Below are 26,084 nucleotides of genomic sequence, written 5' to 3'. Positions count from 1 at the left end.
ATAATGCCCCAAGTCATAAATACCCTGTGGGCAGGGTTAGTGTGTGCCTAAGTGGCGTGAACTAAGGCTTTGCCCAGACTGCCCCAAAAGCCCAAGGGATGAGTGCCAAAAGCTTTTTCAAAAAGGGAGAGTCTTGCTCAATTAGAACGCCACAACACTTTTACGCGCATAAAAATGTAAAATATCACACTTTTCTGCGCGTAAAAGTGTAGACTGAGTTATACTACAGGCAGTTAACAGTCTAAATTGGCGGGAAATGACAATGCAGCGCAACTTACTAAACGCCCTAATAGCATGGAAAAATCAACCGGTGCGCAAGCCATTATTGATCGATGGTGCAAGACAAACAGGTAAAACCTATCTGCTACAAGAGTTATTTGGGAGCACCTTTGCCAACATCCTTCGTATCGACTTCCTTGAAAACCCTGCCTACAAAGAAGCGTTCGATGGCTCGTTGTCACCTGACGAGCTAGTAATGAACATTGAGTTGTTAACCAACCAAGCGTTCAACCCAGAAACCGATCTGCTGATATTAGATGAAATTGGCGAATGTGAACGTGCCGTTACCTCACTAAAGTACTTTGCTGAAAAAGCACCGTCCTATTTTGTCGCTGCCAGCGGCTCGAATATTGGTTTGCTCAACACCTTCCCTGTGGGCAAGGTAGAACAATACAATTTACGACCACTGACCTTCCAAGAATTTATTTACGCATCCAACGAGCAAGCGCTGATCAAAGCGTTTGATAGTCAAGCAAGCACACCGGCAGTACACACCAAATTGATGGACAAACTCACTGACTACTTTTTTACTGGTGGTATGCCGGAAGCCGTTTCTGCTTGGTATCAGTATAAGGATTCAAGCATTCTAGAGCGTGTTGAAAAAGTCACAAAAATTCATGCCGATTTAGTGGAAGGTTATCGCCGCGATTTTGGTAAGTACGCGGGCAAGGTCGACGCCACACTGATTGAATCGGTATTTAATAGCATTCCAGCCCAGCTATCACTTGTCAGCGATGAGTCGGTTAAACGCTTTAAATTTAAGCATGTGCATGAGCGTAAATCTCGTTATAGCGATTTTGAAACCGCGATCCATTGGCTTAACTGCTGCCGCTTAGCTTTGCCAAACTACCCTATTGAAGGATTGCCGAAATCTCCGTTAGCGGCCTATAAAAAAGAAAATATGGTGAAACTGTTTCTGTTTGATGTGGGCCTGCTTAATCATATGCTCGGCAGCAGTTATAAAGAAATTAAGCAACAAAACTATGAATACAAAGGTTATGTGGCTGAAAACTTTGTGCAACAAGAGCTCACTGCCATTGGCGTTGACCCAAGCTATTCATGGAATGACGCCCGCGCCGAAATCGAATTTATTTTGGCGACCGATGAAGGCGATATCGTCCCTGTGGAGGTCAAAAGTGGTAAACGTACAAGAGCAAAATCGTTGGCATCCTACGTTGAAAAATGTACTCCAAGTAAAACCTTTAAGTTAACGGGTACACAAGGCTCATCCGCATTAGAGCAAACCAATATCGTGATGCCTTTGTATTTCACTCAGTATTTACCACAGAGATGGTAAAAGCGCGTTGCTTAGACCCCGAGGTCTACACAAAGTGACTTCATAGGTAACAATTTGTAGACCTTTGGTGGGCTTACAACCTTTCAACCAACCCTCAATCGGTTTTTTGCTAACGTCATTTGGCCAGCCTATCGCCTCATCGTTTAAAGCAAATCACTCAAGCGATTTAACAGTGCTTTACGGCTATTATTCGCCACAACAAAGCGCTTAAAGCGTTGTTCAAACGCCGCTTCATCCGCTTTGAACTGATAGGCCTCAAACAGCTGATGCAGATAGCGTGATGCCGCATCGTAACCACTGGCGCAAGTTCGATCCGCTTGCTCTTGTGATTGCTGCCAGTAGTGCTCACGTTGATTGTAGATATCCGTCAACGCTTTTTCTTTTTCCGCTTTTTCGATAGCTAATTTTTTTGCGAGTGCTGCGGCTTGCTCTTGCTGTAATTGACTTTGCGCTTGCTCAATGAAAGGAGAAATGACGGCGGAGGTTAACCAGTATTGATAGATCTCGTCTGTGTTGACAGGTTCTTTTCGCGTCAGCGCTAAGGCTTGGTGACGGGTTAGCTGGCCTTGCTCAAACAACGTGCGTAATAGCGTGTCTTTCTCTGCTTGCGAGAGATTATGGATCCATTCATCAAATTGAAATTGGGTTTGTTTGGCTAGGTGACTGGGTTGCTCCTTCAGCACCATGGCGAGTGCCTTAACCAATGCTAAGGGAATATCATACAGCGCTGCAAACGCCTGCTCCTCTTCACTGAGGTGCTCAAAATCGAATTGAATTAACGGCACTCGCTCAACGCCATCATTAAAATCAAACGCTTTGAGCCACATAAAGTACACAAGGCGCCAATCCCCTTGCATTAACCCGCCGCGTAAAGCGGCTAAATGCTGGAAAAAGTCGTCAGCATGCTCATCGTCAAAATACTCATCATACTCATCAAGGGAAAAAATCAGCAACTGCCACTCATCGTTTTCGTGAACATGAAGTCCATCACTTGAAAAGCCAAGTAACGCATCTGGAAGCGTTCCTGCTGGTAGCTTGATGTATACATCGATTGAGCCCCAATCGGCATAGTAAAAACCGATATCAAAGTATTTTAACATCAGCTCAAAAGGCTCGGCCTTTAGATCACTGTAGGTGTAATACACCTGAAAGGCCGTAGCGCTGATCTCGGCACGGCTTGAAATGGCTCTGAGTGCTTGACGTGCTTTAGCATCTAAATACCCATCCAGACGCTCAAATTTATAGTATTGATATTCGCTCACGATGACCTTGCTATCTATTTATGGTGAATTGAAAAGTTTGTTTTAACAAAGGCTGTACCTGAATCACTCTAGCGACTTGTTCAGCGTTTATATAACGTCTTGGGTCAATCGTTACAAATCCCCAAAACTGCAAAAATCGCTCAATAAATCGTGATTCGATGAGCATACTTAAGTTTCTTTCTGGCGAGAAGTAATCATCCGTAGGGAATACCAGCAATAGATCAGGGAAAGCTGTCATCACCTCTTTCACAAGCTGATCCACACTGTTGTGGCTTTGAATACGCCACAGCATAAACAGCCAAAAAGTGCGCAAGTCGACATCGTATTCAAAACCGTCCAAATAGCTCCAGTTATATTTGCTGATGGCGACCTCTAACATAGGTTTGAAAAAGGCCTGTATGCCTAGCGCTTGATACTGCTTTTTTGCTGACTTTTTAACATGATAACGACCGCTTCGCCGGTAAATAATGCCGCTAATTTCGGCTAGCACTCTGGTGTAGTGCAAGGCATTGAATTTGTCTTCGTTGCTACCCGCAAACTCGCTAATGCTTATATCACGTTCGAATTGAGCAACGGCAAACTCAGGCAACAACTCACTGGCCTGTTTGACTAACTTAGCGGGTAAGTTGCCTTTACTTGTGGCTTTGAAGGAGCCTTCTTGCGCCATAGCTTCATCAAGAATGAGGGCTAAATAGCGCATCACTGGGCTGGCAGAAAGAGAGTCGGGAGTGCAAATTGTCACCCACTTTAATTCATCAAAAGGCGCATAAAGCCAATTGGCCATTTGTGTTGGCGTTACGCCACAAAAATCGGGATGAGGTTGATTATTGCGATCTTGCACTTTGTGCTGCAAAGCGGCATTGAGTTCATCAAGACTCAAATTTGGGTTCATGGCCAGCATAGCTTCAACATCATCGAAAACTTGGGCATGTTGCTTGGAAACGCTGCTCATACAACAACGTTTAAATTTTTTACCACTGCCACAATGGCAAGGATCGTTTCGGCCGAGCTTCATTACTGTCCCTTCTTATTGTTATAGAAAAAGCGCTGCATTTTCTTGTTTACGCTGATCCAATGTCTTAGCAATCGCAGACACTGTTGTTTTACTGATCCCTTGTTGCTTGGCAAGATACGTAAATTGGCTGATGGCTTCTGCGACTTCTTCAAAAACTTGCTTTGCATCATTCCAATTCGCAAAGCCAGCACTAGTAGCAAGTTTTTGCATCACCTTAAGCGATGGCGCTTTGCCATAACCACCGAAAGCAGTGGCGTGTTCGTTGAATGGATGCGGGCTGTAGGTAACATCGTAAAAAGGTGCAGGGTTCCATTGACCGTCATCCGCTTGCAAAAACGCCCAGTTTTTACTGTGGTCGTCTTGATTAGACGACAGCAGGTTAAAAACGGCACGGCGAAATTGCAGCTGCCCAGCAGCGGGGGATTTACACAACTGACGGCTGGCTTTGATCAAGTCAATATAATCTAAGCTTGGCGTTCGAAAGTCTGCATCCAGCAGCCCGCAAGCGCTGTGCATATGCAATCGACCTGCACTGCGCTTTCTGCCTAAGTCGGCCTGTTCAGTGACATAATCAAAACGCTTAAGCGCCAACCAAGCAGACGCACCGCTTGTAGGTGGTGCTTCAATGAGTTGCCATTGCGGCGGTTGACACTTAGCAACTTCTGCCATTTGTAAATAAACCGCCTCACACAAACCTTCTTCATGGCCAAGTGCGAGATTTTTAGAGGTAAACTTCACCAGCCAAGCCTCATCTCCAAGCAGAGCGAAGGTTCGACAATGCTTTATTTCCCCAGCAGGCATATAAATTTGTGCCTTAGGTCTGGCCCCACCCGAACTACCTCCGGCGACTAATGCAGCCAATACCTGTTGCGTATGCCCATCTAACTCATCGTGGTTGCTATCCATCAAATCTGACATTGAAGCATCGAACAGCGTTTGTGCTTCTAAGCCCAAGGTTGCTAAATCAATGTCCGCGTATGTCGTGGCTGAAAACTCAGACACCGGAGAAAAAGACAGCGCTCCCATGCCTTTATCACCGACAAAGGCCAGTCTATCCATCGCCGTTAATTGATTAGGTAGGATGCCCTTTTGCCGGAAAATACGATCTTGTAACAACATGCCCCAGCCATCGGGCAAACAATCTCCAAATACGCCATGTACACCTTGGTGCGGCGCTTTAGGTGCGGCTTGAACTAGCGTATTCGCTTGCAAGGTAAACGGTGATAAATTGCCAAACTGCTGCAAATAGTCGTCAGTATACTGAAAAAAAACGCCTTGCCGATTCTGCGCCAAGACTCCAACAGATATCTGCTCACCTGAGCTTAGCGTACGAGTAACATTAAGCTTCTGAATCGGTTTAAAACTCATCTTTTAGCACCTCATCAATACTCGTGGGTATAACAGCACGTTCTTTGCTAGGTTGTGTGAGCTGATAGAGCCTCTCTAGCGAATCAAGGGTCTGCCATAGCAACAGCAATTGGCGAAATGAAATTTGCCCGGTCAGCTCAAATTTCTTAATGGTGGCCGCAGGTACACAGCTTCGCTCAGCCAATGCAGCGCGCGACAGCTTTGCCTGCTTTCGTAACTCACGTAAATAAGCCGCATAGGCTTGGCTTACATCGGTATCATCAAGTAAGGTAAATTTCATCCGCAAAGACCAAATAGATACAGTTATATCTATAATAGCAAAATAAAACAGAAAGTGGATATCATTGTATCCATTATAAAGTGAAATGTTGAAAAAATTACTCGATAAAGCCCTTCAAAACTGCTATGTTTTAGCTCTAACAGCAGCATAAAAACGGCACTGTTTTTCCATTGCTAACCACTAAGATTTAGTAAAAGCCATAGGCAAGTGGTGGGCAGTTTGGTGGGCAAACAGGCATTTTTGAGCGGTTTCTTTTCGATAACTTATTGAGTTTGTTAGAGTCTAGGCCGCTACTCAATGAGCAGATCCAGAATATAGAATAGATTCAGACCAGTTCCATGCCCATGTATAAAGCCCTTAATTAAAAGGGCTTTCTTATTTCGCTCTTCTATACACATCCATGGAATTCATCATCAACCACGAATCTGCGGGGCCTAATCAGGCGCAGGTAAGTGGCAATATATCAATGATGTGCCAGTGTGAATCGACATGTGAGATCTCCGTTCGACGTGCGTTTTTATCACGCTACTATCTTCTTTCTGTGGGTCTTAAAATCGGTCTACCCGATACGGCTTCATGTCAAACTCAGGCTCCACTTGGCGCAATAGGCTAATAACCAACTCTGCACTAATGGCGGCTTGAGTCAGCCCCAAGTGCTGATTCCCAAAGGCAAACAATAACCGTGGATGACGCGGGTGCTGGTCTATCACTGGCAACGAATCCGCCAGAGTCGGTCTATGTCCCATCCATTCACTCACTTTAAGAGCAGGGTTGTTTAATCGAGGCAATAGTTGCCTACTGTGATGACGCAGCAGATTAAACCTGCGAGCAAACTCAGGTAAACGCAAGCCACCTATTTCAGTGATCCCAACCACCCTTAAACCAGACGCCAAAGGGCTCATCACAAATTTACGCTCCGCAGAGCCAATCGGATGTTGGAGTGGCGGCGTCTCCATGTCGGCAATCTCTATCGTCAAGTGGTACCCGCGCTCCGCTTCAAGTGGAACAGATATCCCTGTTTGTTCTAACAGAGGCTTACCCCAAGCGCCGGTGCAAAGCACCACATGCTCGAACTTATTTTGACTCGTCGCCGTAACCACCCCAACGGCGTTCTCTTGCGGAAGAATTTCACTCACTTCTGTTTGTTCAAAACACCCACCGCGCGCTTGAAAAACCGCAAACAGTTGCTTCGACAGTAAGTAAGGATCTTTCACTCGACACGCATTAGGGAAAAACAGAGCGTGACTGACAGTCTCAGCCAGCTCTGGCTCTTTTTCCCTCAGTTGTGCGCCCTGCAGTAGGACACTTTCTATGCCCCATTGAGCAAGGTAAGCAGCATGCGTTTTGGCCTCGTCTAACTTATTTTCTGACTCCCATACCAACAGGTAACCTGACGGAACAAGATATTCTTCGGCCCCTATATCAGACAAGCAGCGTTGCCAAGCAGGAACGGCCGCTTGATTGAGTTGGTAGAGCGCTTGTCGGCTTGCCTCCACTCGTGCAGAAGAAGCCGAGCGAACAAAACGCGCCAACCAAGGCAGGGCTTGAGGTAAATACTTCCAAGGAAGGGCCAACGGCCCCTTGGGATCCATCCACATCCTTGGCGCGGCAGCCAGTGTCTTTTTCGTTGCCAGAGGGTCAATCAGTTCTGTAGCTAAATAGCCAGCATTACCAAACGAAGCGCCTTCACCCGGCAAACCCTTGTCAAACAAAGTGACTTGAAAGCCATGACGCTGTGCTTCTAGGGCGGTACAAAGCCCCACCACTCCAGCCCCCACTACCGCAACGGTGGGCTCGTCGTTAAAAGGGGTATGTTTCGCGGATTGTGTCATGTTCTACCTACTGGCTTAGCTAAAGAATGTATTGGCTACGGTTTAATGGGTACTGCTACTCGCTGGTGAGACAGGCTCTGTGCTTGCCGGCGCCTCTTGCTCCACACGCTTTGAGAACCACCCTGTCTGGGCGTATAAAATGCCAATCGCTGGTGATAACCAACAAGCAAACGCCAACGGAGCATACAACAAAGCACTGTAATCGCCTGGTGCGACAATCAGCCCCAAGGTTCCCATCACAAATGCACCACCCGCATTCCAAGGGATCAATGGCGAGACTAAGGTTCCGCCTTCTTCTATCGCTCTGGAAAGGTTGAGTCGGCTATAGCCCAACTTGTCATATTGCGGACCAAACATACGCCCAGGTAAAGCAATCGAGAGGTACACATCACCCGACACGGCGTTGGTCGCAACGGAAGTAAGAATGGCATTCGTTTGTAACCCTTTGAAACCTCGTGTCGACTTCATCACGGCATTCACGACCGACTCCAAACACCCAGTTCGCTCCAGTGCACCACCAAATGCCAACGCAAACATCATCAAAGTGATCACCCAAGTCATAGAGGTAACGCCACCGCGATTTAGCAAATTATCCAGCGCGTCCGATCCGGTTTCTATCTTGTATCCACTGTGGGCAAACGTGAGAATGTCATTCAGGTTGTAATCGTAATTATGAACCGCGACACCAGCGCCAAGAACAAAGCCAAGAAACAGGGCTGGGATCGGTGCTATTTTGTAAAACGCCAATAGCATCACCACAAAGAGCGGCAGTAAAGGCAACAAACCGAGTGAGAAATGACTCTCCATGCCCGATTGAATCGCGGTGATTTGTTGTAGCTGTTGTTGAGCGTCAGAGGTCGCATCCCCCATCACTACACCACCAAGAATCGAGTACAGCGTCAAAGCGATCAGCATAGCTGGAATGGTTGTCGGCATCATATTGCGAATATGAGCAAATACATTGGTTTCGGTTACGGCGGCAGCAAGGTTAGTGGTATCCGACAACGGTGAGATCTTGTCGCCGAAAAAAGCGCCTGAGACAACGGCACCCGCCGTCCAATATGCTGGAATACCAAACGCAAAACCGATTCCAACCAACGCCAGGCCGACCGTGCCCACGGTTGTCCAGCTCGAACCAATCGAAAGAGATACCAAAGAGCACAACAGCATGGTGGCTGCCAAAAACCACTCCGGCTCAATCAAGACTAAGCCGTAATAAATGAGGGTTGGCACGGTGCCACTGGCTATCCACGTACTTACCAGCATCCCTACCACAATAAGGGTTGCAATGGAGGGCATCGCCACATGTAAGACACGGAATGCACCGGATTCGATGTCCTGCCAACGCAGCCCTTGGTACCAGCCAACTAACGCGGTAATAGCAAAACCAATCGCTAACGCGATATGTGGAGTAAAGTCGTCATAATAAAAAATCTGTGTCGCTAACAAGCCAATGGTGAGGATAATCGGTACGACGGCCAAGCCTAGTGGTGGTGGCGCCGTATAATCTGAGTTCTTTGTAGTCATAGGTCTTTTTCCAAATCACGTCGCGAGGGACCGCACCTGAAAGGTGCGGCGCGCATGGAAAGCCTGATAGCGGATAACAAAGCCGCAAGCAGGGCAAAAGAAAAGCCAAGATATGCGTCGGCCTGATTACGATTTACGCACCCTGTACTGACTGATAAGCCAAAATCGCACCCGCCAGATCTTCACGAGAGTCGCCAACCGATTTAAACAGCGTGATCGCCGTTTCTGGTTCGTCGAGCTCTGCACGTCCTGCATGTTGGCCACGACACAACACCGAAAAGTCCGCTAAAATCTTCTCTTCGGTAATCGCTCCATCACGGATAGGCATGATCAACTCGCCCGTTTCAACCAGTGCCGCCGCCTTCACATCCACGAATACATTCGCTCTCTGCAATGCTTCGTTGTCGGTCTCGCGCATTGTCGGCGTAAAGCTTCCCACCAAGTCTAAGTGCGCGCCCGGCTTCAGCCACTCACCTTTAATAAGAGGCTCGGTTGAAAGCGTGGCACAACTAATGAGATCGGCTTCGCGCGCGACCGTTTCCAGTTGCTCATCGGAGCATGCAATGGCATCAACGCCCTCATCACGCAATTCTGTCGCCAATTGCTCTGCCGCAGCCGGATTAATATCCCACACATGAACAGTTTCAATTGGACGTACACTCATATGGGCTGGTACTAGGCGTCGTGCAACGCGTCCTGCCCCAACCATCAACATTTTGCTGGCCGTTTCACGCGAGAGGTAACGAGAAGCCAGTGCCGAGGCCGCCGCAGTTCTGCGCGCGGTGAGCTCATTGCCATCGATCTGAGCCAGCATTTGCCCTGTCTGACCACAACTCAGTAAATAGTGACTGCTGAGTCCAGGTTGATTACGCGCAGAATTCCCCGGAAAGACATTCACCTGTTTTACGCCCAAGTACTCGCCTTCAATCCATGCCGGCATTAATAACAAAGTCGCGTTAGGGTCTTGCGGTACATTCATCGTGTGATGGTGACGAATAGGCGCCGTTACATCACGGGTAAAAATATCTTTTAAAGCGTCGACCAATGGTAGCCAAGCCAGTGCGTTGCGAACCTGTTGCTGGTTAAGTTGCATGTCATTCTTCCTTCCTTGTTAATATATTGTTATTTTATCTATTAATAGCGCCATTCATTTGTCCGAGACTCTGCGGTATTTAACCCAGACTCCGGAACTGAAAAACTTTGGGAAAGGAAAAGCTACATTGGGCAAACTAAGCGCGCGGATACAAGTAGGAAACTCACTGTGAATCAAACTCAGATAAGAAGAAATGTTATTGCCAGACGCCAGGGCCAACACCTGCACAGCTACGCTCAGGTATTGTTAGGCTGGCGAGGCACAATGGCGTGCGAGTTTGAACGCGAAAGTGGAAATATAGGCCATGGCACAGTGGCGATAGTGCCCGATAATGCCCCCCCATTTTTATAATGGCTTAAGTGAAGATAGTGAGTTATTAGTCATCGACTTAGCGCCGGCTGACCCTTACATCCAAGCGCTGGAACAAGCGTGTAACTTGTCATTAAAGGAATCGGTATTTCAGCAGCCGTACTTCCTAGACTTGGGTACAGAAAGTCAGATATTGCTGGATTTTGCTGCGCAGAAAGTCAGTCAGGGGCAAATGTCACCACAGATAAACTGCCAGCTCGTGTCATTATTTTTAACGCAGCTTGGGCAAATGTCATCCAGTGTCACCTCACCAGCCCCGCATCGTCGCTTAGAAGCCAGCCATTTGAATACGTATATCGATCAAAACATCTCAACGGCGTTAACCAATGCTCAGCTAGCTCAGGCCATGCACCTCAGTGAAAGCCATTTTTACTGCTTATGCCAAAGGCAGTTTGGAGTGACACCACAAAAATACGTGATGCAGCGACGCATGCAAAAAGCACAATTTTTGCTGCGTAACAGCCATATGCCTATGACAGAGCTCGCCGCCGAAGTCGGGTTTGCGCAGCTGTCGAGTTTTTCTCGTGCCTACAAACGCAGCTTTCAGCATTCGCCTAGTGACGTACGCCGAAAGTCGCGCTAAACGGAGTACGCCATAGGCTGAGCAACCTCATTTATGAGTAGCGAATGGCGTTCACAAACCACTCTTTGTAACCTTCTGGGGTTTTGACGCTAAACTCATCGTCGACTTCTATTTTTAGTCTTAGACCCCTCATGGGCATTGCCCCTGTGTATCTATCCATGAACAGGCCACCAGCATTAACAAGCAGTTTTCTAGTGTCCAAACTGATTCAAAAAGTCTTCAAATATGAATAAAAAGCTTAATGTTTTGTTTTTTTTAATAAAAACACACGCTCAGAAAGACAGTTCCAAAACATTGAATGATCTAAAAGTCATCGAGTATTGAAACAAAAAAGCCCCGCTAGTGCGGGGCTTTCTTTTATTCATCTTTTTCCAAGGTTCTGTTATCAACGTAGGGCCAATAATGATGCCCGACTCTGATGAGCAAGGTTGCCGCAGCTAAGATAAACGCTGCCAGAGATAACCACACAACCAAAACCGCATCCAGTTCTTTCATTCCTAGTGTGATATAGCGGGCGATCGCCATCATCGCGATATAGATAGGATAGCGTACCGGAATTTTACCGTTCATCACGAACTGCTGCACCATGGCGAGCACTTCCAGATAGATAAACATCAAAAGAATATCCGTGAGTAAGACACGCTTCTCGACAAATACGTGTACAAACTCTTGCATCATGGCGTACAACGTCGCCAAGGTAATAGAGACTAGTAATACCGCCTCCAAAATATGGAAGATTTTCAGGAACGGTCGACTAAAGGATTTCGGTAAATTCGACGGCATGGTCCATTATCCAGACAAAGAAGATAGGCCTTGAGTTTAGCATGCAACGATCTTCAATCAATCATAATACTCAAGCGCCAATCAACACCAAGACCTAACATAGGCCTATAAAAACGCTCCGCTTATTTGGCGGAGCGTTTTTGTGTTATAGGACCTGTGGCATCACTTACGCCACTTGCTGCTTTTTTTCAGCCAGGCGCTTTTTCTTCCGATATTTAGGGTGGGTGATCGGAATCGCAGATAGGAGTTTCTTAGTGTACTCATTTTGCGGGTTTGCATAAATTTCTTTCGCGCTGCCTGCTTCTACCACTTTACCAAAATACATCACGGCAACTTTGTCTGAAACGTGTTTCACCACAGAGAGATCGTGAGAGATAAAGATGATCGCCAAGTTCATCTCTTGTTGCAGTTGTAGTAATAGGTTCAAGATTTGTGCCTGTACCGATACATCTAGCGCAGATACCGATTCGTCACAAATCAGTAATTTAGGCTTCAATGCAATCGCACGAGCAATACCGATACGCTGACGTTGGCCGCCTGAAAACTCATGTGGATAGCGGTTGACTGCCGTTTCTGGCAAGCCCACTTTGATTAAAAGCTCTTTTACCCACTGTTTGCGCTCGGCTGGCGTACCGATTTTATGAATAACAAACGGCTCTTCTAGAATCATACCGATGGTATGACGCTGATTGAGTGATTCCATTGGGTCTTGAAAGACGATTTGCATGTCTTTACGCAGCGATCGCATCTCTTTGACAGACAGTTTAGTGATGTCTTTACCTTCAAAGAAAATCTTACCTTCCGTTGGCTCGTATAACTTTAAGATCGTGCGACCAAGGGTGCTTTTACCACAACCTGACTCACCAACTAGCCCCAGTGTTTCACCTTCAGAAACAGACAGTGAAACCCCGTCTACCGCTTTGATGGTGTAGCCTTTCTTGAACAGCCCTTTACCAGAAACAAAGTGCTGCTTAAGATTTTCAATTCTTAATACTTCTTTTGCCATAACATCCTCTTTTATGACTCGTTCACTTTGCCCAGTTAACTGGCAAACATACTTGCATCAATAGGCTTGATATCGATCATCTGCTTCGGCTCATTATCTAAGCTCGGCATCAACCCCATCAAACGCTCCGTATATGGGTGCTGTGGGTTATCAAACAACTCAAAAATTTCTGCTTTTTCGACAATACGCCCACCATACATCACGGCAACATCATCACACACTTCAGCCACAACCCCGAGGTCGTGAGTAATGAAGATCATCGCCATGCCTGTTTCTTCCTGAAGCTCATTCATCAGTTCAAGGATAGACGCCTGAACCGTAACATCCAACGCTGTAGTCGGTTCATCACAAATCAGAATGTCCGGCTTACAGGCCAACGCCATCGCGATCATGACACGCTGGCGCATACCGCCAGATAGGTTATGGGGATACTCATTCAATCGCTTCTCTGGCATTGGGATTTTGACTTTTGCCAGCATCTCAATCGAGAAAGCCTCCCGCTCCTTTTTGTCGAGCTCTGGTCGATGGAGTTCAAGCACTTCACATATTTGACGACCAATAGTGTGTACTGGATTGAGCGCCGTCATCGGATCTTGGAAGATGATCGAAATGCGATCGCCACGCATGGCGTACATCTCTTCCGCAGGCAAATCAACTAGGTTGGTGCCGCGATAATTCACTTCACCTTTGATGATGTTGCCATATGGCTTAGGTAAAAGCCCCATGATCGACATTGAGGTTACGCTCTTACCACTGCCTGACTCTCCCACCAGACCGAGTGTACGTCCAGCTCTCACATCAAAGTTCACACCATGCAGCACCTTCACTGGTCCATCATCGGTGGTGAATTCAACTTCGAGATCTTTAACACTTAGGATTACATCGTTTTCCATAACCAATCCTTACAGCTTATAAGTGTCATCTACGACGACGACAGGTTCAAAAGCTTTGCCTGATTTCATCGCTTGTTTGGTTTCTTTCTTGATATCGCTATCAATCCAGTAAGTGCCATCCCCTATGATGCCACCACTAAACAACGCCTCTGTCATGCGATTCATTGGCTTATCAGGAAACTTTAGCCAGCGCCAGTGACCGTAGCGGACATAAGGAATCATGTAGCCTGTTACGATAACGTGCGCATCAATGATGTCACGCTGAATCTCATGACCTAGCTGGATCTTTTTATCCATATCCATGCTAAAACGATACTCGATGATCTTTTCATCCAGCTCTGGCGTGCTGTAGTTTGTGAAAGAGTTAGTTTGCGGCTTGTTCGCATTGACTGAATGGAAGTACTCCCAATACGTTGGGATCTCGGACGTACCCATATCTAAGAAAGCCAAATCGTGCTTTTTCTCACGTACGTATTTGAACATGGATGAGCCATCAACCAACTTGAGCTCAATATCCAGCCCTGCTAGCTTGGCTTGCTCACGCAAAAAGGCAATACGAGGAGTATGAACAGGTGTTCCGTAGGTCAGCTCGAAGCTTAAGCGCTCACCTTTATCATTGACACGAATACCATCGGAACCAATTTTGTTAAAGCCTGCGGCTTCGAATGCCTCGGCCGCTTTTGCGGGGTCAAATTTCGGTGCTTTCGCGTCTGGTAGGGTGTATTTACCATGGCCATAACCCGTCGGGTTTGGCTTACGGGAGTAGTCACCACGCATGATGTTCTCAATCATGCCATCAAAATCAATTGCGTAAGTAATGCCCTTGCGAACGTTTAAATCATCCAGTAAAGGCATCGCGGTGTTCATCCATACGCCGCCCGCACCGACTGGAAATTGGTTGTAACCCCAGAACTTTTGAATGTAGCCTTTTTGGTACGGTTCTGTGTTCGATTTATCGTGCCATAGACTTGGCAGAACCAGACCAAATGCATCCAACTTACCCTTTTCAAAATGCTTCATCGCAATATCGCTATCGCGGATCACCGTGATGCGAATCTTGTCGACATTGTAGCGATTTTGGTAGTACTTATTGCTGTAACCCCACCAATCTTCGCCAACATGTTTGAAAGTCACACTTCTACCTTTTTTGATATCATCTAGGTAGTACGCACTGGTCGTTGGTTCACTCTTAAAGTTGTAGTAACGGACAAAGTTGTCGTGAATACCATCACCATTTTCATCCTTTGAAGGGTTGGCATAAAAGTGTGCGGGACGTGGGCGTAAAGCCCCCATTCTTAGCAACAATTCTTCCGGATTGAACTCTTTCGCGGCCTTAACAGCAAACGTATAAGCGTCGTACTTAATAACATCCGCAATGGTTTTGTTGTAATAATCGTTGTACCAAGGTTCTAGGATATCCTTAGAACGATAAAACTTAAGCATGAATACAAAATCGTCGGCAGTCACAGGCTTGCCGTCCGACCATTTAGCTTCTGGGTTGAGTTTGAAATAAACGGTTTTATTGTCGCCAGCTAACGCCCACTCATTAGCAAGTTCAGGGATGAACTCTAAAGTGTCTGGGTGGCGAACCACCAATCCAGGGGTTTCATCCAAGATAAAGGAACGCAACCCCGCATTGGCGTCTGGGCCAACACTACGTAACGTCTGTGGAAAACTTGACATGAAGGTGCGATAGGTCCCTCCACGTTTCGCTTCAGGCGAACCATATTGAGGCTCATCCCAGTTTGTTTGCCAGTTTAAGTCAGTCGGAAGCGTTGCTGGCATTGCACCAAAACTCAGGGCGCTCAGCGTGGACGCTAAAAATAATTTCTTCATAAAACTTCCCTTTTTTATGTTTTGCTCACAATGCTCGCTTAAACATAGCGTGTGAATTTTTTCGGGTCGAAGGCCGCTCGAATGGCTTCACCAATAAAGGTCACCATTACCAACACGAGTACAATTGACGTCACCACTGAGGCAACAATCCATGGCGAGTCTAGGTTAGATTTACCTTGTTGTAGCAGTTCCCCCCAACTTGGCGTTGGTGGCATCAGACCTAAACCTAGATAATCCAAAGCGGTCAGCGCAGTGATGTTTGCTGCAATAGTGAACGGCGCCAATGTCACGATCATCACCATCGTATTCGGTAGGATGTGATTAAACAAAATACGTCCCGTCGATGCCCCTAAAGCACGTGCCGCCATTACGTATTCTCGTGCCGCTTCTTTATAAGTCATGGTCCGCATGTACCATGTCATACCCATCCAGGTGAAAAGCACGTTAATAGCGACAAAGAGAGCGAACGTCGGTTGAACGATTGAGACAAGAATCATAATGACGTACAAAAACGGCACCATTGACCAGATTTCGATAAGTCGCTGTACAAACAAGTCAAATTTACCGCCCCAAAAACCCATAGCACAACCAACTGCGGTACCGATCGCGTAGGAAATTGCCATGGTGAGCAACGCAAATCCCATTGCCGTTCTGAATCCGTAAACAAGTCGTGCCAAAATATCGCGACCTATCACATCTGTACCTAAATAATGCTTGTTTTCGGCACTAGGCGCTGTTGGCGGGAAATCACCACTAAAATCCTGTTCATATGGGTTCCATGGCACAAGCGGCAAAATAACAAAGTTGTCGCTCCCTTCGGCCTCAAACGCTTTTTGCAGTACGCGATAATCCGCTTCGCTGGATGACTCTTGGCCGAATTCACTGCCTAAACGGACATCACTGACAACAGGAAAATAGTAGCTACCATCGTACTTGAAGACTAGCGCTTTACTATTAATCAGAAGTTCAGCAAAGAGCGACAGGATCAACATGATTGAGAGAATGACAAACGACCAATAACCTCGTTTGATCTCTTTAAAGTGGCGAATTTTCTTTTGAGTTAATGGACTAACTTTAATCATGTTACGCTCCAAACTTCACACGTGGGTCGACTAAAGCAACACAAATATCTGAAATAATGTTACCAATGAGCAGCAACAGCGCATTAATGGCGACAATACCCATAACAACAGGGTAATCACGCTCCATGATTGATTCGTAACCCAATAAACCAATGCCATCAATATTGAAGATAACTTCAATCAGGAAGGCACCGGTCATGAAGAACAACAAAGAGTTACCAAAGTGACTCGCGATTGGAATTAAGCTGTTACGCAACGCGTGCTTACGAACCGCCTTTTTGAAAGGTAAGCCCTTCGCGATAGCTGTACGGATATAGTCTGAAGAAAGGTTTTCCATCAGGTTGTTTTTCATCGTCATTGTCAGTGTTGCAAAGTCGCCAATGAGGTAACAGATTAAAGGCAACACCGCGTGCCACATGATGTCCTTGGCGCGTTCAAAGAAAGTTTCGTAATCGTCGAAGTCATCGCCGACAAAGCCTCCCATCGGAAACCATTCCAAGTGATAACTAAATAGCGTGATGAGCAATACACCCACCACATAGCCAGGCAAGGCATAGCCCACAAAGATGAGTATTGAAGAAGCGGAATCAAACACAGAGCCGTGCTTGAGCGCCTTGTAATAACCAAGAGGGATCGAGATAAAATAACTGATAAAAAAGGTCATGCCGCCATAAAATAACGACACAGGTAAACGCTCTGCAATCATGTCAGAGACAGGTTCGTAGTAACGTGTTGACTCACCAAGGTCTAGCACGATCAAGCGACTTAGCCACTCCACATACGCTTCTGTCACTGGCTTATCTAGACCGTAAAACGCATTTAGCTCAGCGATTTGATCATCAGAAAGGGCGGTATTGCCACCAGCAGACGTCATTGATGCGGCACCATCCCCTTGAGACTGCATTTGTGACAACATGCGTTCAACAGGTCCGCCCGGCACGAAACGAGTGATAGCAAAGATAAGAATAGTTATCCCGAGAAACGTTGGTATCACCAACGCCAAACGGCGTAAAAAGTACGACAGCATATACAACTTGCTCCTTGTCTACTGTCCAATTCAGGCGGAGTGAAAGAGGAAGTTCCCCGCCCAAAGTGGTGCATATTTATCTCGTAGTAACTAAAACTGTTGAAACACACTCCCTGCGTTTCAAGAACCAGACTTTTCTACTACTGCAATAATTTCAGCGTCATATTTATCTTGAATCCACATCAGCTTCAAGTGTTTGAAACCAAAACATGACAAACTTCCTCCGAAGTCGAAAAACAGAAATGTTTTTGTAAAAAATTATAAAAAACCACAAAAATAATTCACACAGAATATCAATCTAGGCTGTTTAGAGCCAAAACCCTACATAAAAATGCAAATACATGGAATAAATAGACATATCCACCACATGTATATTTGACCTAAAAATACGAGTGAGCCCTTTTACAGCAATGGGTATCATATTTTGATACCACCCTATAAGTTCGAGTCACCAAAGTATGGATTCGATATAAAACTCATCTCAGAACAATTCACTGGAAAAATATCTTTTTTCAGATTCAATTACCCACTAAAAAACCATAGGCAAGATAAGTCATTAAAGTTTATAAGAAACACAAAATACGGTGTTTTATTGAAATTTGATGTCGCCTTGGTAAGGCTATTTAGTTTTTTATTCCGCGTTTTAAACCAACCCTGGTTATTTACATCTTTTTTACATTTAAGCATCCCCGTTTACCACTGGTTTGACTTCCTTTTTTCATCTCGGTTATACATTGGCCGAACGTTAACGAAATATTAACGTCACAATTGGCCGCTATGCGGCCAGACATAGGAAATAATAATAATCGGAGCAACAAGGATGTATAAAAACACAACCGCTTTATCTGTTGCGATAAGCCTTGCGTTGGGGACAGCAGCAGTCGTAGCCCCAGCAACAGCACTGGCAGAAGAGCAACAAGTTGAAAAACTTCAAAAGATGAAAGTTACTGGTTCGCGTATCTCCACGACGGATATGGAAGGTCCTTCACCAGTTACTGTTATTAATAGTAAAGATATTGAATCTAAAGGTTTTAACAGCGCGCAAGACGTGTTGAACAGTTTGACTCAAAACACCGGTGGTGTAATGGCTCAAACGAACTCTTTCTCATTCACACCTGCAGCACAGTCAGTCAACTTACGTGGTCTTGGCGCTTCACGCACATTGATTCTTATCGATGGTCGTCGCCTTCCTCAATACCCACTGGCTCAAGATGGCACATCTAACTTCCAAGACATTGGTCAAATCCCTGTTGCCGCTATCGAGCGTGTTGAAGTAATGACTGATTCAGGTTCCGCTATCTACGGCTCCGACGCGATCGGCGGTGTCGTAAACTTCATTTTAAAGAAAGACTTTGATGGCGTTTCTGTAAAAGTACGTGCGGGTGACGCAACAGATGGTGGCTACCAAAATGGCCGTTTAGACGTTGTTGCCGGTAAAGATTTTGACGATAAACGTATTCTCTTCGTTGGCCAATTTGCGGGCAACGAAATGCTTAAGCAATCTGACCGAGATGATTGGGCTGGCGATGACGGTTCTAGCCGTTCTCAGCTAAGTGGTTACTCTAGCTACGGTGCAAACTTTGAAGGCGCAAACGGAACACTTCTAACACCAGCTGATGCTGGTTCTTCATGTAAAGAAGTCGTTGGTGATGCCGCTATTGAACGAGCGGATGGCAAGTGTGGTGTTAACCGCTCTGCATACCGAACGTTGAAACCAGAAAATAAACAAGTAGACCTGCTTTTACGTGGTGAAATGGACATTAACGACAATGTCACTGCCATGGCAGAAGCCCGTTTTGGCTACAAGTCTACAGAATCTGAATTCGAACCTAACCCTTACAGCGTAGAAGTTGATGCCACTCACTTCCGCGGTGAAGGTGAATACACTCGCCGTATGGTCGAATTTGGCCCACGCGAAAGTAACACTGAAGCCGATTCTTTTGGCTTAACCTTAGGCTTGAACGGCCTGCTTGCTGATGCGTATGATTGGGACCTATCAGCTGGTTACTCTGAGCAAAGCGTTGAAACAAGCAACCCAGCAATCTTCCTAACTCTTGATCAAGCCGTACAAAATGGCGATGTCGATCTTCTAGGGCCTATCTCTCAAGACGTTGTAAACAAATACAGCGGCACGTCAAGCAAAGAAGCCTACTCAAAGCTTTACTCTGTTAACGGCTCACTGGCCGGTGATTTGGTTGAACTGCCTGCTGGTATGTCTGGCTTTGCTGTTTATGGTGAATGGAACCGTACTGACTACAACGAAACGATTGATGCGACAACAGCGGCTGGTGGTTTCTCTGGTCTAGGCGGAACATCAGGTGGCGGTGACCGTGATCAGATTGGTCTTGGTGTCGAAGCCCTAATTCCTATCATTGAAGATTTGGAAATGACTGTCGCTGGTCGTTATGACCACTACTTCGACGACTCGGCAACAGGCGGAGCCTTCACTCCTAAAGTAGCACTAGCATACCGTCCTACTGACACTCTATTGCTTCGTGGTAGCTACGGTCTAGGTTTCCGAGCTCCTGACTTGAAACGACTATTTGGTGATCAAACTCGAGGCTTTGGTTCTGGTTTTGACCCTGTGCTTTGTGCCAACGCTGGTGGTAGCGGCCCACAAGATAAAGATAAGTACCCAGAGTGTGATACTCAATACTTCGATACGCTTAACGGCCCTAACTCTGAGCTGAAAGAAGAAACAAGTACAAACATTAACTTGGGTCTAGCTTGGGAACCTGTGGATGACCTTGGCGTAACCGTTGACTGGTACCACATCAAGATGGAAGACGTCGTAACAGCACCAACTTACCAAGACGTAATTAACGATCCAGGTAAATACCCAGGCACAGAAGTAGTTCGTAATACAGACGGTACAATCAAGTCCGTATCTTACGGCCCAGTCAACCAGTCATATGAAGAGCGTTCTGGTGTTGACCTTGCTGTGAAATATGCTTACGACACTAATGAGTTCGGTTCATTCAATACGCGCGTAGCTGTAACTAAGATCTTGATTGCTGAATATCAAGAAAACGACAGTGAGCCAGTAACAGATGAAAGAGATTTCATGCCTGAATACACCGCAACGTTAAACCTTGGCTGGGCATACGAAGATGTCGCTATCAACCTATTTGGTAAATACCGTGACCGTATGTGTTCAAGCTATGCGAACCGTTACTACTTTGATGACTGTGACTCTGCTAAGAAAGCTGGTTACAAAGCAGAAATCGCTAGCATGACAACATGGAACCTAACGGCTTCTTACCAATTCAACGAGAGTGGTCGTGTAACTCTTGGTGCTATCAACATGTTTGACAAGGTACCGCCTGCCGATCCTCTAAATGATACCTCTCCATTCTATGCAACTGGATATGACGATCCAATCGGCCGTCAGCTTTACATCGAGGCATCATACGACTTCTAAAAAATATTTGGCGCGGGTTTTCCGCGCCCTTTTCGACTGACTAAAACACTGACAAGGATGCAACCATGAAATTCAAGGAATTTGGTCTCAGTGCCATAGCTGCAGCATTGCTTACTATCAGTAGTAGCTCTGTAGCGGCCAACTCTGGTGCTGTCGTTTCCACACAAGCAAAAGCAAATCAATCTTCAGAAGCTTCGCAACAAAAAATCGACAACTATGCCGAAAGCACTGAAGGCATGTTGGCAGAATACAAAGGCTTACTTCGTCAAATCGACAGTATGAAAGTCTACAACGAGCAAATTAACCGTATGGTTCAATCGCAGCAAGGCGAGTTGGACTCATTAAATAACCAAATTGCTCAAATCGATCAAACGGCAACAGAAGTGGTGCCACTTACATTAAAAATGATCGATGCACTCGACGAATTTGTGACTCTCGATCTGCCTTTCCAGAAAAAAGAGCGTAATAAGCGAGTTCAAGAACTGCGTCGTCTCATGGATCGCGCCGACGTAACAACTTCAGAGAAATTCCGTAAAGTGATGGAAGCGTACCAAATTGAAGAAGGCTTCTCTCGCTCAATCGAATCTTACAAAGCTAGCCTAGACCGAAATGGTGAAATCGTGACTTACGATTTCCTACGTATTGGTCGCACAGCACTTCTATTCCAATCTCCAGACGGTGGTGAGACAGGTATGTGGAACCAACAAACACGTCAATGGGAAACATTACCAGAAAGCTACCGCATCGCGGTACAGCAAGGCCTTCGTATCGCGAAGAAGCAAGCGCCACCAGCGCTAATCAAACTGCCTGTATTTGCTGGGGAGGAATAAGAGATGAAAGGATTCAAAACTCTAGCCGCTGGCCTACTAGCAAGCTTATTTATGGTTTCTGGCGTACAAGCAGAAGCGCCTAAAAGCTTATCTGAACTACTTAAAAACGTAAAATCAGAAAGCATCGTTGAGTCGAAAGAGAACAAAGCCCGTGAAGCTGAGTTCAAGAACAATCGCGATAAGCAAGCGGCATTATTGCAACAAGCTCGCGAAGAGCTAGCTGCACAGCAAGCACTGGGCGATCAACTTAAAGCGACATTTGATGAAAACGATAAGCAGCTGACTGAACTAACAGAAACCTTACGTGTTCGCTCTGGTACTTTGGGCGAAATGTTTGGTGTGGTCCGCCAGTATGCGGGAGAGTTTAAGGGCTTATTTGCAGCCTCTCAAAACGCTGTTCAGTTCCCAGAGCGTGACGCTCTACTAACGAAACTGGCTGAAAGTAAAGAACTGCCGTCAACACAAGAGCTAGAAGCATTCTGGCATACCATTCTTCAACAAGTGGTTGCCTCAGGCGAGACAGCAACAACCCAAGCAACGGTTGTTTATGGCGAAGGTAAAGAAGCGGTTCGCGATGTCACTCTTGTCGGTGAGTTTAACGCGATTGCCGATGGTAAGTACGTTACTTATGTACCTCAAACAGGTAAGTTCGAAGAACTCTCTCGACAGCCTCGCACCAATATTACACGTCATGTTGCAGGATTTGAGTCAGCGTCAAACAGCTATGAGCCACTGTTTATTGACCCATCCCGTGGTGTAATTCTGTCTCTACTTGTACAAAGCCCTACCGTTCAAGAACGTATTGATCAAGGTGGCATTGTAGGTTACGTCATCCTTGGTATGGGTGCAGTTGGCGCTATCATTGCTCTTGTTTGCTTCCTACGCCTTCAAGTGATTGGCGGTAAAATGCGTAAGCAAGCGAAATCAGAAACCGTGATTCCTGGCAACCCATTGGGTGAAGTTATCCAAGCTTACCAAGAGCACAAAGGTGACAACCTTGAAGATCTGGAAGCGAAGCTGGACGAAATCATTCTACGTAATGCTCCAAGCATTGAGCGCTTCATCAGCTCAATCAAGCTTTTTGCTTCTGTAGCTCCTCTACTTGGTCTACTGGGTACGGTAATGGGTATGATCGGCACATTCCAAGCCATTACTCTGTTCGGTACCGGCGATCCTAAACTGATGGCTGGCGGTATTTCTGAAGCTCTTGTTACCACTATGCTAGGTCTGGTTGTCGCAATTCCATTGCTGTTCCTTTACACCATCGTACACAGCAAAGGTCGTCGTTTGGTTCAAACTCTTGAAGAACAGAGTGCAGGCTTCATCGCTCGCTATCAGGAAAAACTGCATAAAGCCGAAAGCTAAGGAGGCGTTATGTGGTGGTTAGTTGGAGAACTTGAATCAATTAGGCGCTTCTTGGGAATGGGTGGCGATGTACTCGTCGCCATCTTCATCCTCAGCTTTATGCTGTGGGCAGTATTGTTAGAACGTTGGTTCTATTTTGCTGCCGTCGCTCCAAAAGCCATGAAAAAAGCCGTTGGCTCATGGCAAGGGCGCTCAGAGCATCAAAGTTGGAACGCTAAGATGATCCGACAAGAAATCGTTTCTCGTCAGGATATTGAGAATAAAAAGGGACTACCAATCGTGAAAGTATTGATTGCACTCTGTCCCCTACTGGGTCTACTCGGCACCGTTGTCGGCATGATCCAAGTATTCGACATCTTAGCGGTAACAGGAACAGGAAGCCCTCGAGCAATGGCCTCGGGGATCTCAAAGGCAACAATCCCAACTTTAGCCGGGATGGTGGCTTCTCTATCAGGACTGTTCTTTAGTTCACGTCTTGATCATTTAGCCAAAGTCACAACGCAAAAGCTGGAAGATAAGCTAAAGCATATTGCCTGAGTAAATGGAATTAGAGGTATAGGTCATGAAAAGACGCTATAGCAGTGATAGCAGTGATGAAACCGCTATCGATATGACACCGATGCTCGACATCGTATTTATCATGTTGATCTTCTTTATCGTAACAACATCGTTCGTAAAAGAAGCAGGTCTAGAAGTAAACCGTCCGACGGCAAGCTCAGCGCAAACCGTTAAGAAAGGTAACATCATGGTCGCAGTTGGTGCGGCGGGTGATGTTTGGGTTGATAAACGCCGCATCGAAGTGGACGCGGTTCGCGCGAATATTGAACGTCTTCGTGCAGAAAGTCCTGATGGCGCAGTTGTTATCCAAGCCGACACTGAAGCAAATGCTGGCGTAGTCGTGAAGGTTATGGACCAGATCAAAATGGCAGGTGTAGAAAGCATCTCCATTGCCGCAACCAATAAGGATTAAGCTTATGCGGTATCTGGCCTCAATTGCACTGGCGCTCATTGTCTCCCTCGGGTTGTTCTGGGGGATGGACAAGCTAGTAAACAAAGAGCGCCACGAGTTAGTGTCGAATGATGACCTGCGTATGGTCGAGTTTATTCGCATTAAACCAGAAGAAAAAATACAGGAGAAAAAACGCGAACTTCCAAAACCACCACCACCTAAGCGTCCGCCGCCGCCGCCAGAAATGAAAGTGACAGCGACAGTAAAACCGGTGATGGAGCAGACTCCAATGGACATGCCAAAACTTGACCTACCCGTAAATGTTACAGGTGGCTCGGTGCTTGGACATTATAGCCAGGGTGGAGGTGCACAATTAGCGGGTAGCGGAGGTCCGACCCCTCTTGCAACATTCCAGCCTCAAATGCCTAGAAAGGCTGCGAAAGCAGGAATTGAAAAAGGGGTTGTCTTACTAGAGTTTACTGTAAACGCACGTGGTGCCGTAGAGGACATCAAAGTTCTTAAAGAGCAACCACGACGCTTAGGCCTCGGTCGAGCGGCAAGAAAAACAGTCTCTAAATGGACATTTAAACCAAAATTGGTTGACGGGAAACCTGTTAGCTCGCGCCTATCGCAAGAAATAGAGTTCTCAACCAATTAAGGAGTCACGATGAAAAGTTTATGGAAAAGCAAAGTGGCTTCTTTAATTCTCTTCGCAGGAGTGGCATTTGCCGCTCCTACGATGGCAAAAGAAGCTCCTCAGTTATCAGATCGGACATTTCGAACCGTCAACAAAGTGCAAGAGTTGATCGCAACTGAAAAATATTCAGCGGCGAAAGAAAAACTAGCAAGCGCTTTAGAAAGCACAAGTTCGAAAAAATACGACCGAGCAGTTTTACTTCAGCAAACGGGCTTTTTGTATTCGCTACAAGACAATTATGTGCAAGCCGCGAAATACTTTGCCGAAGCATTAAAGCTCGATGCGCTTCCCGTTCCAGTCGCTCAACAAGTTCGCTACAGCTTGGCTCAACTTTACCTAGCTGAAGAGAAGTACACGTTGTCTGTGAAAACGATGAAGGAATGGTTCAAAGTTGCAGAAACAACCAAAGAGAAGCCTCAAGCTCATGCTTATATCACGTTAGCAAGCGCTTATGTCCAGTTGGAAGATTACAGAAATGCAATCCCACCAACCAAAAAAGCAATTGCGATGAGCAAGAGCCCAAGTGAGTCTTGGTACTTAATTCTCGTTGCCTCTCACTACGAGTTAGGACAGCTGAAAAGCGTTGCCAGTGTGCTTAAAACCCTTACTTCAAAGTACCCTCAGAAAAAGCGTTACTGGATGCAACTTTCTGGCGTTTATATGGAGTTGGGTCAAGAGCAAAACTCTTTAGCAACCTTAGAAATGGTTTACAAAATGGGGAAACTGGAAGGAGAGAAAGAGTACTTACGTTTTGTAAACTTCTTAGCTTACCAAGGTATTCCATATAAAGCGGCCAAAACTCTTGAGAAGGAGATGGCATCTGGAAACATTGAAAAGACGAAGGAAAACTATGATCGCTTGGCCAGCTTCTGGCAGCAAGCTAAAGAGCTAGATAAATCGATTCTCGCTTATAAAAAGTCATATAACATCGCTCCTTCTGCTAAAACGCAAATTCAGATTGCTCGCTTAATGGTACAAGACAAGCAGTATTCTGAAGCGACTCGCTTTGTAGAAAACGCAGCATCGAATGCCTCTAAAGAGCAAAAGGCAGAACTTGAATACATTCGCGGAATGGCCTATTTCGAGCTTAAGCAGCCACAAAAGGCCTTACAGGCAATGAAAGGCGCGGCTCAATCGCCAAAATTTAGGTCTACCGTTAGCCCTTGGATAAATTTCCTAGAATCCCAAGGATAATTTGAAGATTAAGTGTGAGTCAGTCGCACGCCTGGGGAAGTGAAAGCTTCCCCTTTTTTCGTTTGTTTGTGCGCACGCGAGCTCTTTTCAACATTT

Annotated in this window: 22 protein-coding genes and 1 pseudogene; 9 read left to right on the top strand and 14 right to left on the bottom strand. The window is 46.1% G+C overall.

Going from position 1 to position 26,084, the window contains the following annotated elements:
- Nucleotides 1-262 precede the first annotated feature (262 nt).
- On the top strand, nt 263-1,576 hold the full coding sequence (locus R7127_RS00385; RefSeq protein ID WP_203344843.1) for an ATP-binding protein: 1,314 nt from the start codon (nt 263-265) through the stop codon (nt 1,574-1,576).
- A gap of 143 nt (nt 1,577-1,719) precedes the next feature.
- On the opposite strand, the gene R7127_RS00380 is transcribed toward R7127_RS00385, so the two are convergent.
- From R7127_RS00380 to R7127_RS00350, 7 genes are all read right to left on the bottom strand, one after another.
- Nucleotides 1,720-2,838, bottom strand: a complete 1,119-nt coding sequence (locus R7127_RS00380) for a hypothetical protein (RefSeq protein WP_203344842.1) — start codon at nt 2,836-2,838, stop codon at nt 1,720-1,722.
- A 10-nt stretch (nt 2,839-2,848) separates the two neighbouring features.
- Nucleotides 2,849-3,853 carry an SEC-C domain-containing protein gene (locus tag R7127_RS00375; protein ID WP_318142744.1) on the bottom strand — a complete coding sequence of 335 codons (1,005 nt, stop codon included), beginning with the start codon at nt 3,851-3,853 and terminating at the stop codon, nt 2,849-2,851.
- Between the two features lie 18 nt (nt 3,854-3,871).
- Nucleotides 3,872-5,221: a type II toxin-antitoxin system HipA family toxin gene (locus tag R7127_RS00370; RefSeq protein WP_203344840.1), complete on the bottom strand. Its 1,350-nt coding sequence runs from the start codon at nt 5,219-5,221 to the stop codon at nt 3,872-3,874.
- Nucleotides 5,211-5,501 carry a helix-turn-helix domain-containing protein gene (locus R7127_RS00365; RefSeq protein ID WP_203344839.1) on the bottom strand — a complete coding sequence of 97 codons (291 nt, stop codon included), beginning with the start codon at nt 5,499-5,501 and terminating at the stop codon, nt 5,211-5,213. Before R7127_RS00365 ends, R7127_RS00370 begins: the two co-directional genes overlap by 11 nt.
- A 548-nt stretch (nt 5,502-6,049) precedes the next feature.
- Entirely contained in the window at nt 6,050-7,333 is a 1,284-nt protein-coding gene (locus R7127_RS00360; protein ID WP_318148275.1) for an FAD-dependent oxidoreductase, read from the bottom strand.
- Between the two features lie 42 nt (nt 7,334-7,375).
- On the bottom strand, nt 7,376-8,860 hold the full coding sequence (gene nhaC, locus R7127_RS00355; protein ID WP_318141890.1) for a Na+/H+ antiporter NhaC: 1,485 nt from the start codon (nt 8,858-8,860) through the stop codon (nt 7,376-7,378).
- Between the two features lie 133 nt (nt 8,861-8,993).
- Nucleotides 8,994-9,953 (bottom strand): ornithine cyclodeaminase family protein, encoded by a 960-nt coding sequence (locus R7127_RS00350; protein WP_318141891.1) that lies wholly within the window; start codon nt 9,951-9,953, stop codon nt 8,994-8,996.
- 331 nt (nt 9,954-10,284) lie between these two features.
- Here R7127_RS00350 and R7127_RS00345 point away from each other — a divergent pair, with 331 nt between their 5' ends.
- On the top strand, nt 10,285-10,905 hold the full coding sequence (locus R7127_RS00345) for a helix-turn-helix transcriptional regulator (RefSeq protein ID WP_318148274.1): 621 nt from the start codon (nt 10,285-10,287) through the stop codon (nt 10,903-10,905).
- Between the two features lie 31 nt (nt 10,906-10,936).
- Here R7127_RS00345 and R7127_RS00340 read toward each other — a convergent pair.
- The 7 genes and pseudogenes from R7127_RS00340 to R7127_RS00310 form a co-directional block, all read right to left on the bottom strand.
- Nucleotides 10,937-11,023: pseudogene (locus R7127_RS00340) on the bottom strand (transcription elongation factor GreB); the annotation flags it as partial.
- Between the two features lie 239 nt (nt 11,024-11,262).
- Complete coding sequence (locus tag R7127_RS00335) at nt 11,263-11,688, bottom strand: phosphate-starvation-inducible protein PsiE (protein ID WP_012841209.1); 426 nt, start codon at nt 11,686-11,688, stop codon at nt 11,263-11,265.
- 166 nt (nt 11,689-11,854) lie between these two features.
- Nucleotides 11,855-12,694 carry an ABC transporter ATP-binding protein gene (locus tag R7127_RS00330; protein ID WP_005394930.1) on the bottom strand — a complete coding sequence of 280 codons (840 nt, stop codon included), beginning with the start codon at nt 12,692-12,694 and terminating at the stop codon, nt 11,855-11,857.
- Nucleotides 12,695-12,729: 35 nt separating this feature from the next.
- Complete coding sequence (locus tag R7127_RS00325) at nt 12,730-13,587, bottom strand: ABC transporter ATP-binding protein (RefSeq protein ID WP_005394932.1); 858 nt, start codon at nt 13,585-13,587, stop codon at nt 12,730-12,732.
- Nucleotides 13,588-13,596: 9 nt separating this feature from the next.
- A complete protein-coding gene (locus tag R7127_RS00320) occupies nt 13,597-15,423 on the bottom strand; it encodes an extracellular solute-binding protein (protein ID WP_318148273.1) in 1,827 nt (608 codons plus the stop codon).
- Nucleotides 15,424-15,461: 38 nt separating this feature from the next.
- The gene (locus tag R7127_RS00315; RefSeq protein WP_318148272.1) at nt 15,462-16,505 is read right to left on the bottom strand and encodes an ABC transporter permease; all 1,044 of its coding nucleotides are present in this window, start codon (nt 16,503-16,505) and stop codon (nt 15,462-15,464) included.
- A 1-nt stretch (nt 16,506) separates the two neighbouring features.
- On the bottom strand, nt 16,507-17,532 hold the full coding sequence (locus R7127_RS00310) for an ABC transporter permease subunit (protein WP_065646536.1): 1,026 nt from the start codon (nt 17,530-17,532) through the stop codon (nt 16,507-16,509).
- Between the two features lie 820 nt (nt 17,533-18,352).
- Between R7127_RS00310 and R7127_RS00305 the strand changes: the two genes are divergently transcribed.
- The 7 genes from R7127_RS00305 (at nt 18,353) to R7127_RS00275 (ending at nt 25,988) form a co-directional block, all read left to right on the top strand.
- On the top strand, nt 18,353-20,953 hold the full coding sequence (locus R7127_RS00305; protein WP_048624621.1) for a TonB-dependent receptor plug domain-containing protein: 2,601 nt from the start codon (nt 18,353-18,355) through the stop codon (nt 20,951-20,953).
- A gap of 65 nt (nt 20,954-21,018) precedes the next feature.
- Entirely contained in the window at nt 21,019-21,783 is a 765-nt protein-coding gene (locus tag R7127_RS00300; protein WP_006741812.1) for a DUF3450 domain-containing protein, read from the top strand.
- A 3-nt stretch (nt 21,784-21,786) separates the two neighbouring features.
- Entirely contained in the window at nt 21,787-23,148 is a 1,362-nt protein-coding gene (locus tag R7127_RS00295) for a MotA/TolQ/ExbB proton channel family protein (protein ID WP_318141895.1), read from the top strand.
- 9 nt (nt 23,149-23,157) lie between these two features.
- A complete protein-coding gene (locus tag R7127_RS00290) occupies nt 23,158-23,685 on the top strand; it encodes a MotA/TolQ/ExbB proton channel family protein (protein WP_005379363.1) in 528 nt (175 codons plus the stop codon).
- A 25-nt stretch (nt 23,686-23,710) separates the two neighbouring features.
- Nucleotides 23,711-24,118: an ExbD/TolR family protein gene (locus tag R7127_RS00285; protein WP_005379359.1), complete on the top strand. Its 408-nt coding sequence runs from the start codon at nt 23,711-23,713 to the stop codon at nt 24,116-24,118.
- A gap of 4 nt (nt 24,119-24,122) precedes the next feature.
- Complete coding sequence (locus R7127_RS00280) at nt 24,123-24,755, top strand: energy transducer TonB (protein WP_006741809.1); 633 nt, start codon at nt 24,123-24,125, stop codon at nt 24,753-24,755.
- Nucleotides 24,756-24,764: 9 nt separating this feature from the next.
- Entirely contained in the window at nt 24,765-25,988 is a 1,224-nt protein-coding gene (locus R7127_RS00275; RefSeq protein WP_047009404.1) for a tetratricopeptide repeat protein, read from the top strand.
- Nucleotides 25,989-26,084 lie beyond the last annotated feature (96 nt).

The organism is Vibrio sp. 1159, from assembly GCF_033340395.1.
In the GTDB taxonomy this organism is placed as follows: domain Bacteria; phylum Pseudomonadota; class Gammaproteobacteria; order Enterobacterales; family Vibrionaceae; genus Vibrio; species Vibrio alginolyticus.
The sequence above is the reverse complement of the archived record's forward strand: the minus strand, read 5'-3'. Positions and strand labels throughout refer to the sequence as shown.

Coding starts and splice junctions, on each gene's coding strand:
- R7127_RS00305 (WP_048624621.1), top strand. CDS start 18,353: ATGTATAAAAACACAACCGCTTTATCTGTTGCGATAAGCCTTGCGTTG.
- nhaC (WP_318141890.1), bottom strand. CDS start 8,860: ATGACTACAAAGAACTCAGATTATACGGCGCCACCACCACTAGGCTTG.
- R7127_RS00335 (WP_012841209.1), bottom strand. CDS start 11,688: ATGCCGTCGAATTTACCGAAATCCTTTAGTCGACCGTTCCTGAAAATC.
- R7127_RS00290 (WP_005379363.1), top strand. CDS start 23,158: ATGTGGTGGTTAGTTGGAGAACTTGAATCAATTAGGCGCTTCTTGGGA.
- R7127_RS00360 (WP_318148275.1), bottom strand. CDS start 7,333: ATGACACAATCCGCGAAACATACCCCTTTTAACGACGAGCCCACCGTT.
- R7127_RS00280 (WP_006741809.1), top strand. CDS start 24,123: ATGCGGTATCTGGCCTCAATTGCACTGGCGCTCATTGTCTCCCTCGGG.
- R7127_RS00320 (WP_318148273.1), bottom strand. CDS start 15,423: ATGAAGAAATTATTTTTAGCGTCCACGCTGAGCGCCCTGAGTTTTGGT.
- R7127_RS00285 (WP_005379359.1), top strand. CDS start 23,711: ATGAAAAGACGCTATAGCAGTGATAGCAGTGATGAAACCGCTATCGAT.
- R7127_RS00315 (WP_318148272.1), bottom strand. CDS start 16,505: ATGATTAAAGTTAGTCCATTAACTCAAAAGAAAATTCGCCACTTTAAA.
- R7127_RS00345 (WP_318148274.1), top strand. CDS start 10,285: ATGCCCCCCCATTTTTATAATGGCTTAAGTGAAGATAGTGAGTTATTA.
- R7127_RS00300 (WP_006741812.1), top strand. CDS start 21,019: ATGAAATTCAAGGAATTTGGTCTCAGTGCCATAGCTGCAGCATTGCTT.
- R7127_RS00375 (WP_318142744.1), bottom strand. CDS start 3,853: ATGAAGCTCGGCCGAAACGATCCTTGCCATTGTGGCAGTGGTAAAAAA.
- R7127_RS00330 (WP_005394930.1), bottom strand. CDS start 12,694: ATGGCAAAAGAAGTATTAAGAATTGAAAATCTTAAGCAGCACTTTGTT.
- R7127_RS00370 (WP_203344840.1), bottom strand. CDS start 5,221: ATGAGTTTTAAACCGATTCAGAAGCTTAATGTTACTCGTACGCTAAGC.
- R7127_RS00310 (WP_065646536.1), bottom strand. CDS start 17,532: ATGCTGTCGTACTTTTTACGCCGTTTGGCGTTGGTGATACCAACGTTT.
- R7127_RS00365 (WP_203344839.1), bottom strand. CDS start 5,501: ATGAAATTTACCTTACTTGATGATACCGATGTAAGCCAAGCCTATGCG.
- R7127_RS00275 (WP_047009404.1), top strand. CDS start 24,765: ATGAAAAGTTTATGGAAAAGCAAAGTGGCTTCTTTAATTCTCTTCGCA.
- R7127_RS00350 (WP_318141891.1), bottom strand. CDS start 9,953: ATGCAACTTAACCAGCAACAGGTTCGCAACGCACTGGCTTGGCTACCA.
- R7127_RS00385 (WP_203344843.1), top strand. CDS start 263: ATGCAGCGCAACTTACTAAACGCCCTAATAGCATGGAAAAATCAACCG.
- R7127_RS00325 (WP_005394932.1), bottom strand. CDS start 13,587: ATGGAAAACGATGTAATCCTAAGTGTTAAAGATCTCGAAGTTGAATTC.
- R7127_RS00295 (WP_318141895.1), top strand. CDS start 21,787: ATGAAAGGATTCAAAACTCTAGCCGCTGGCCTACTAGCAAGCTTATTT.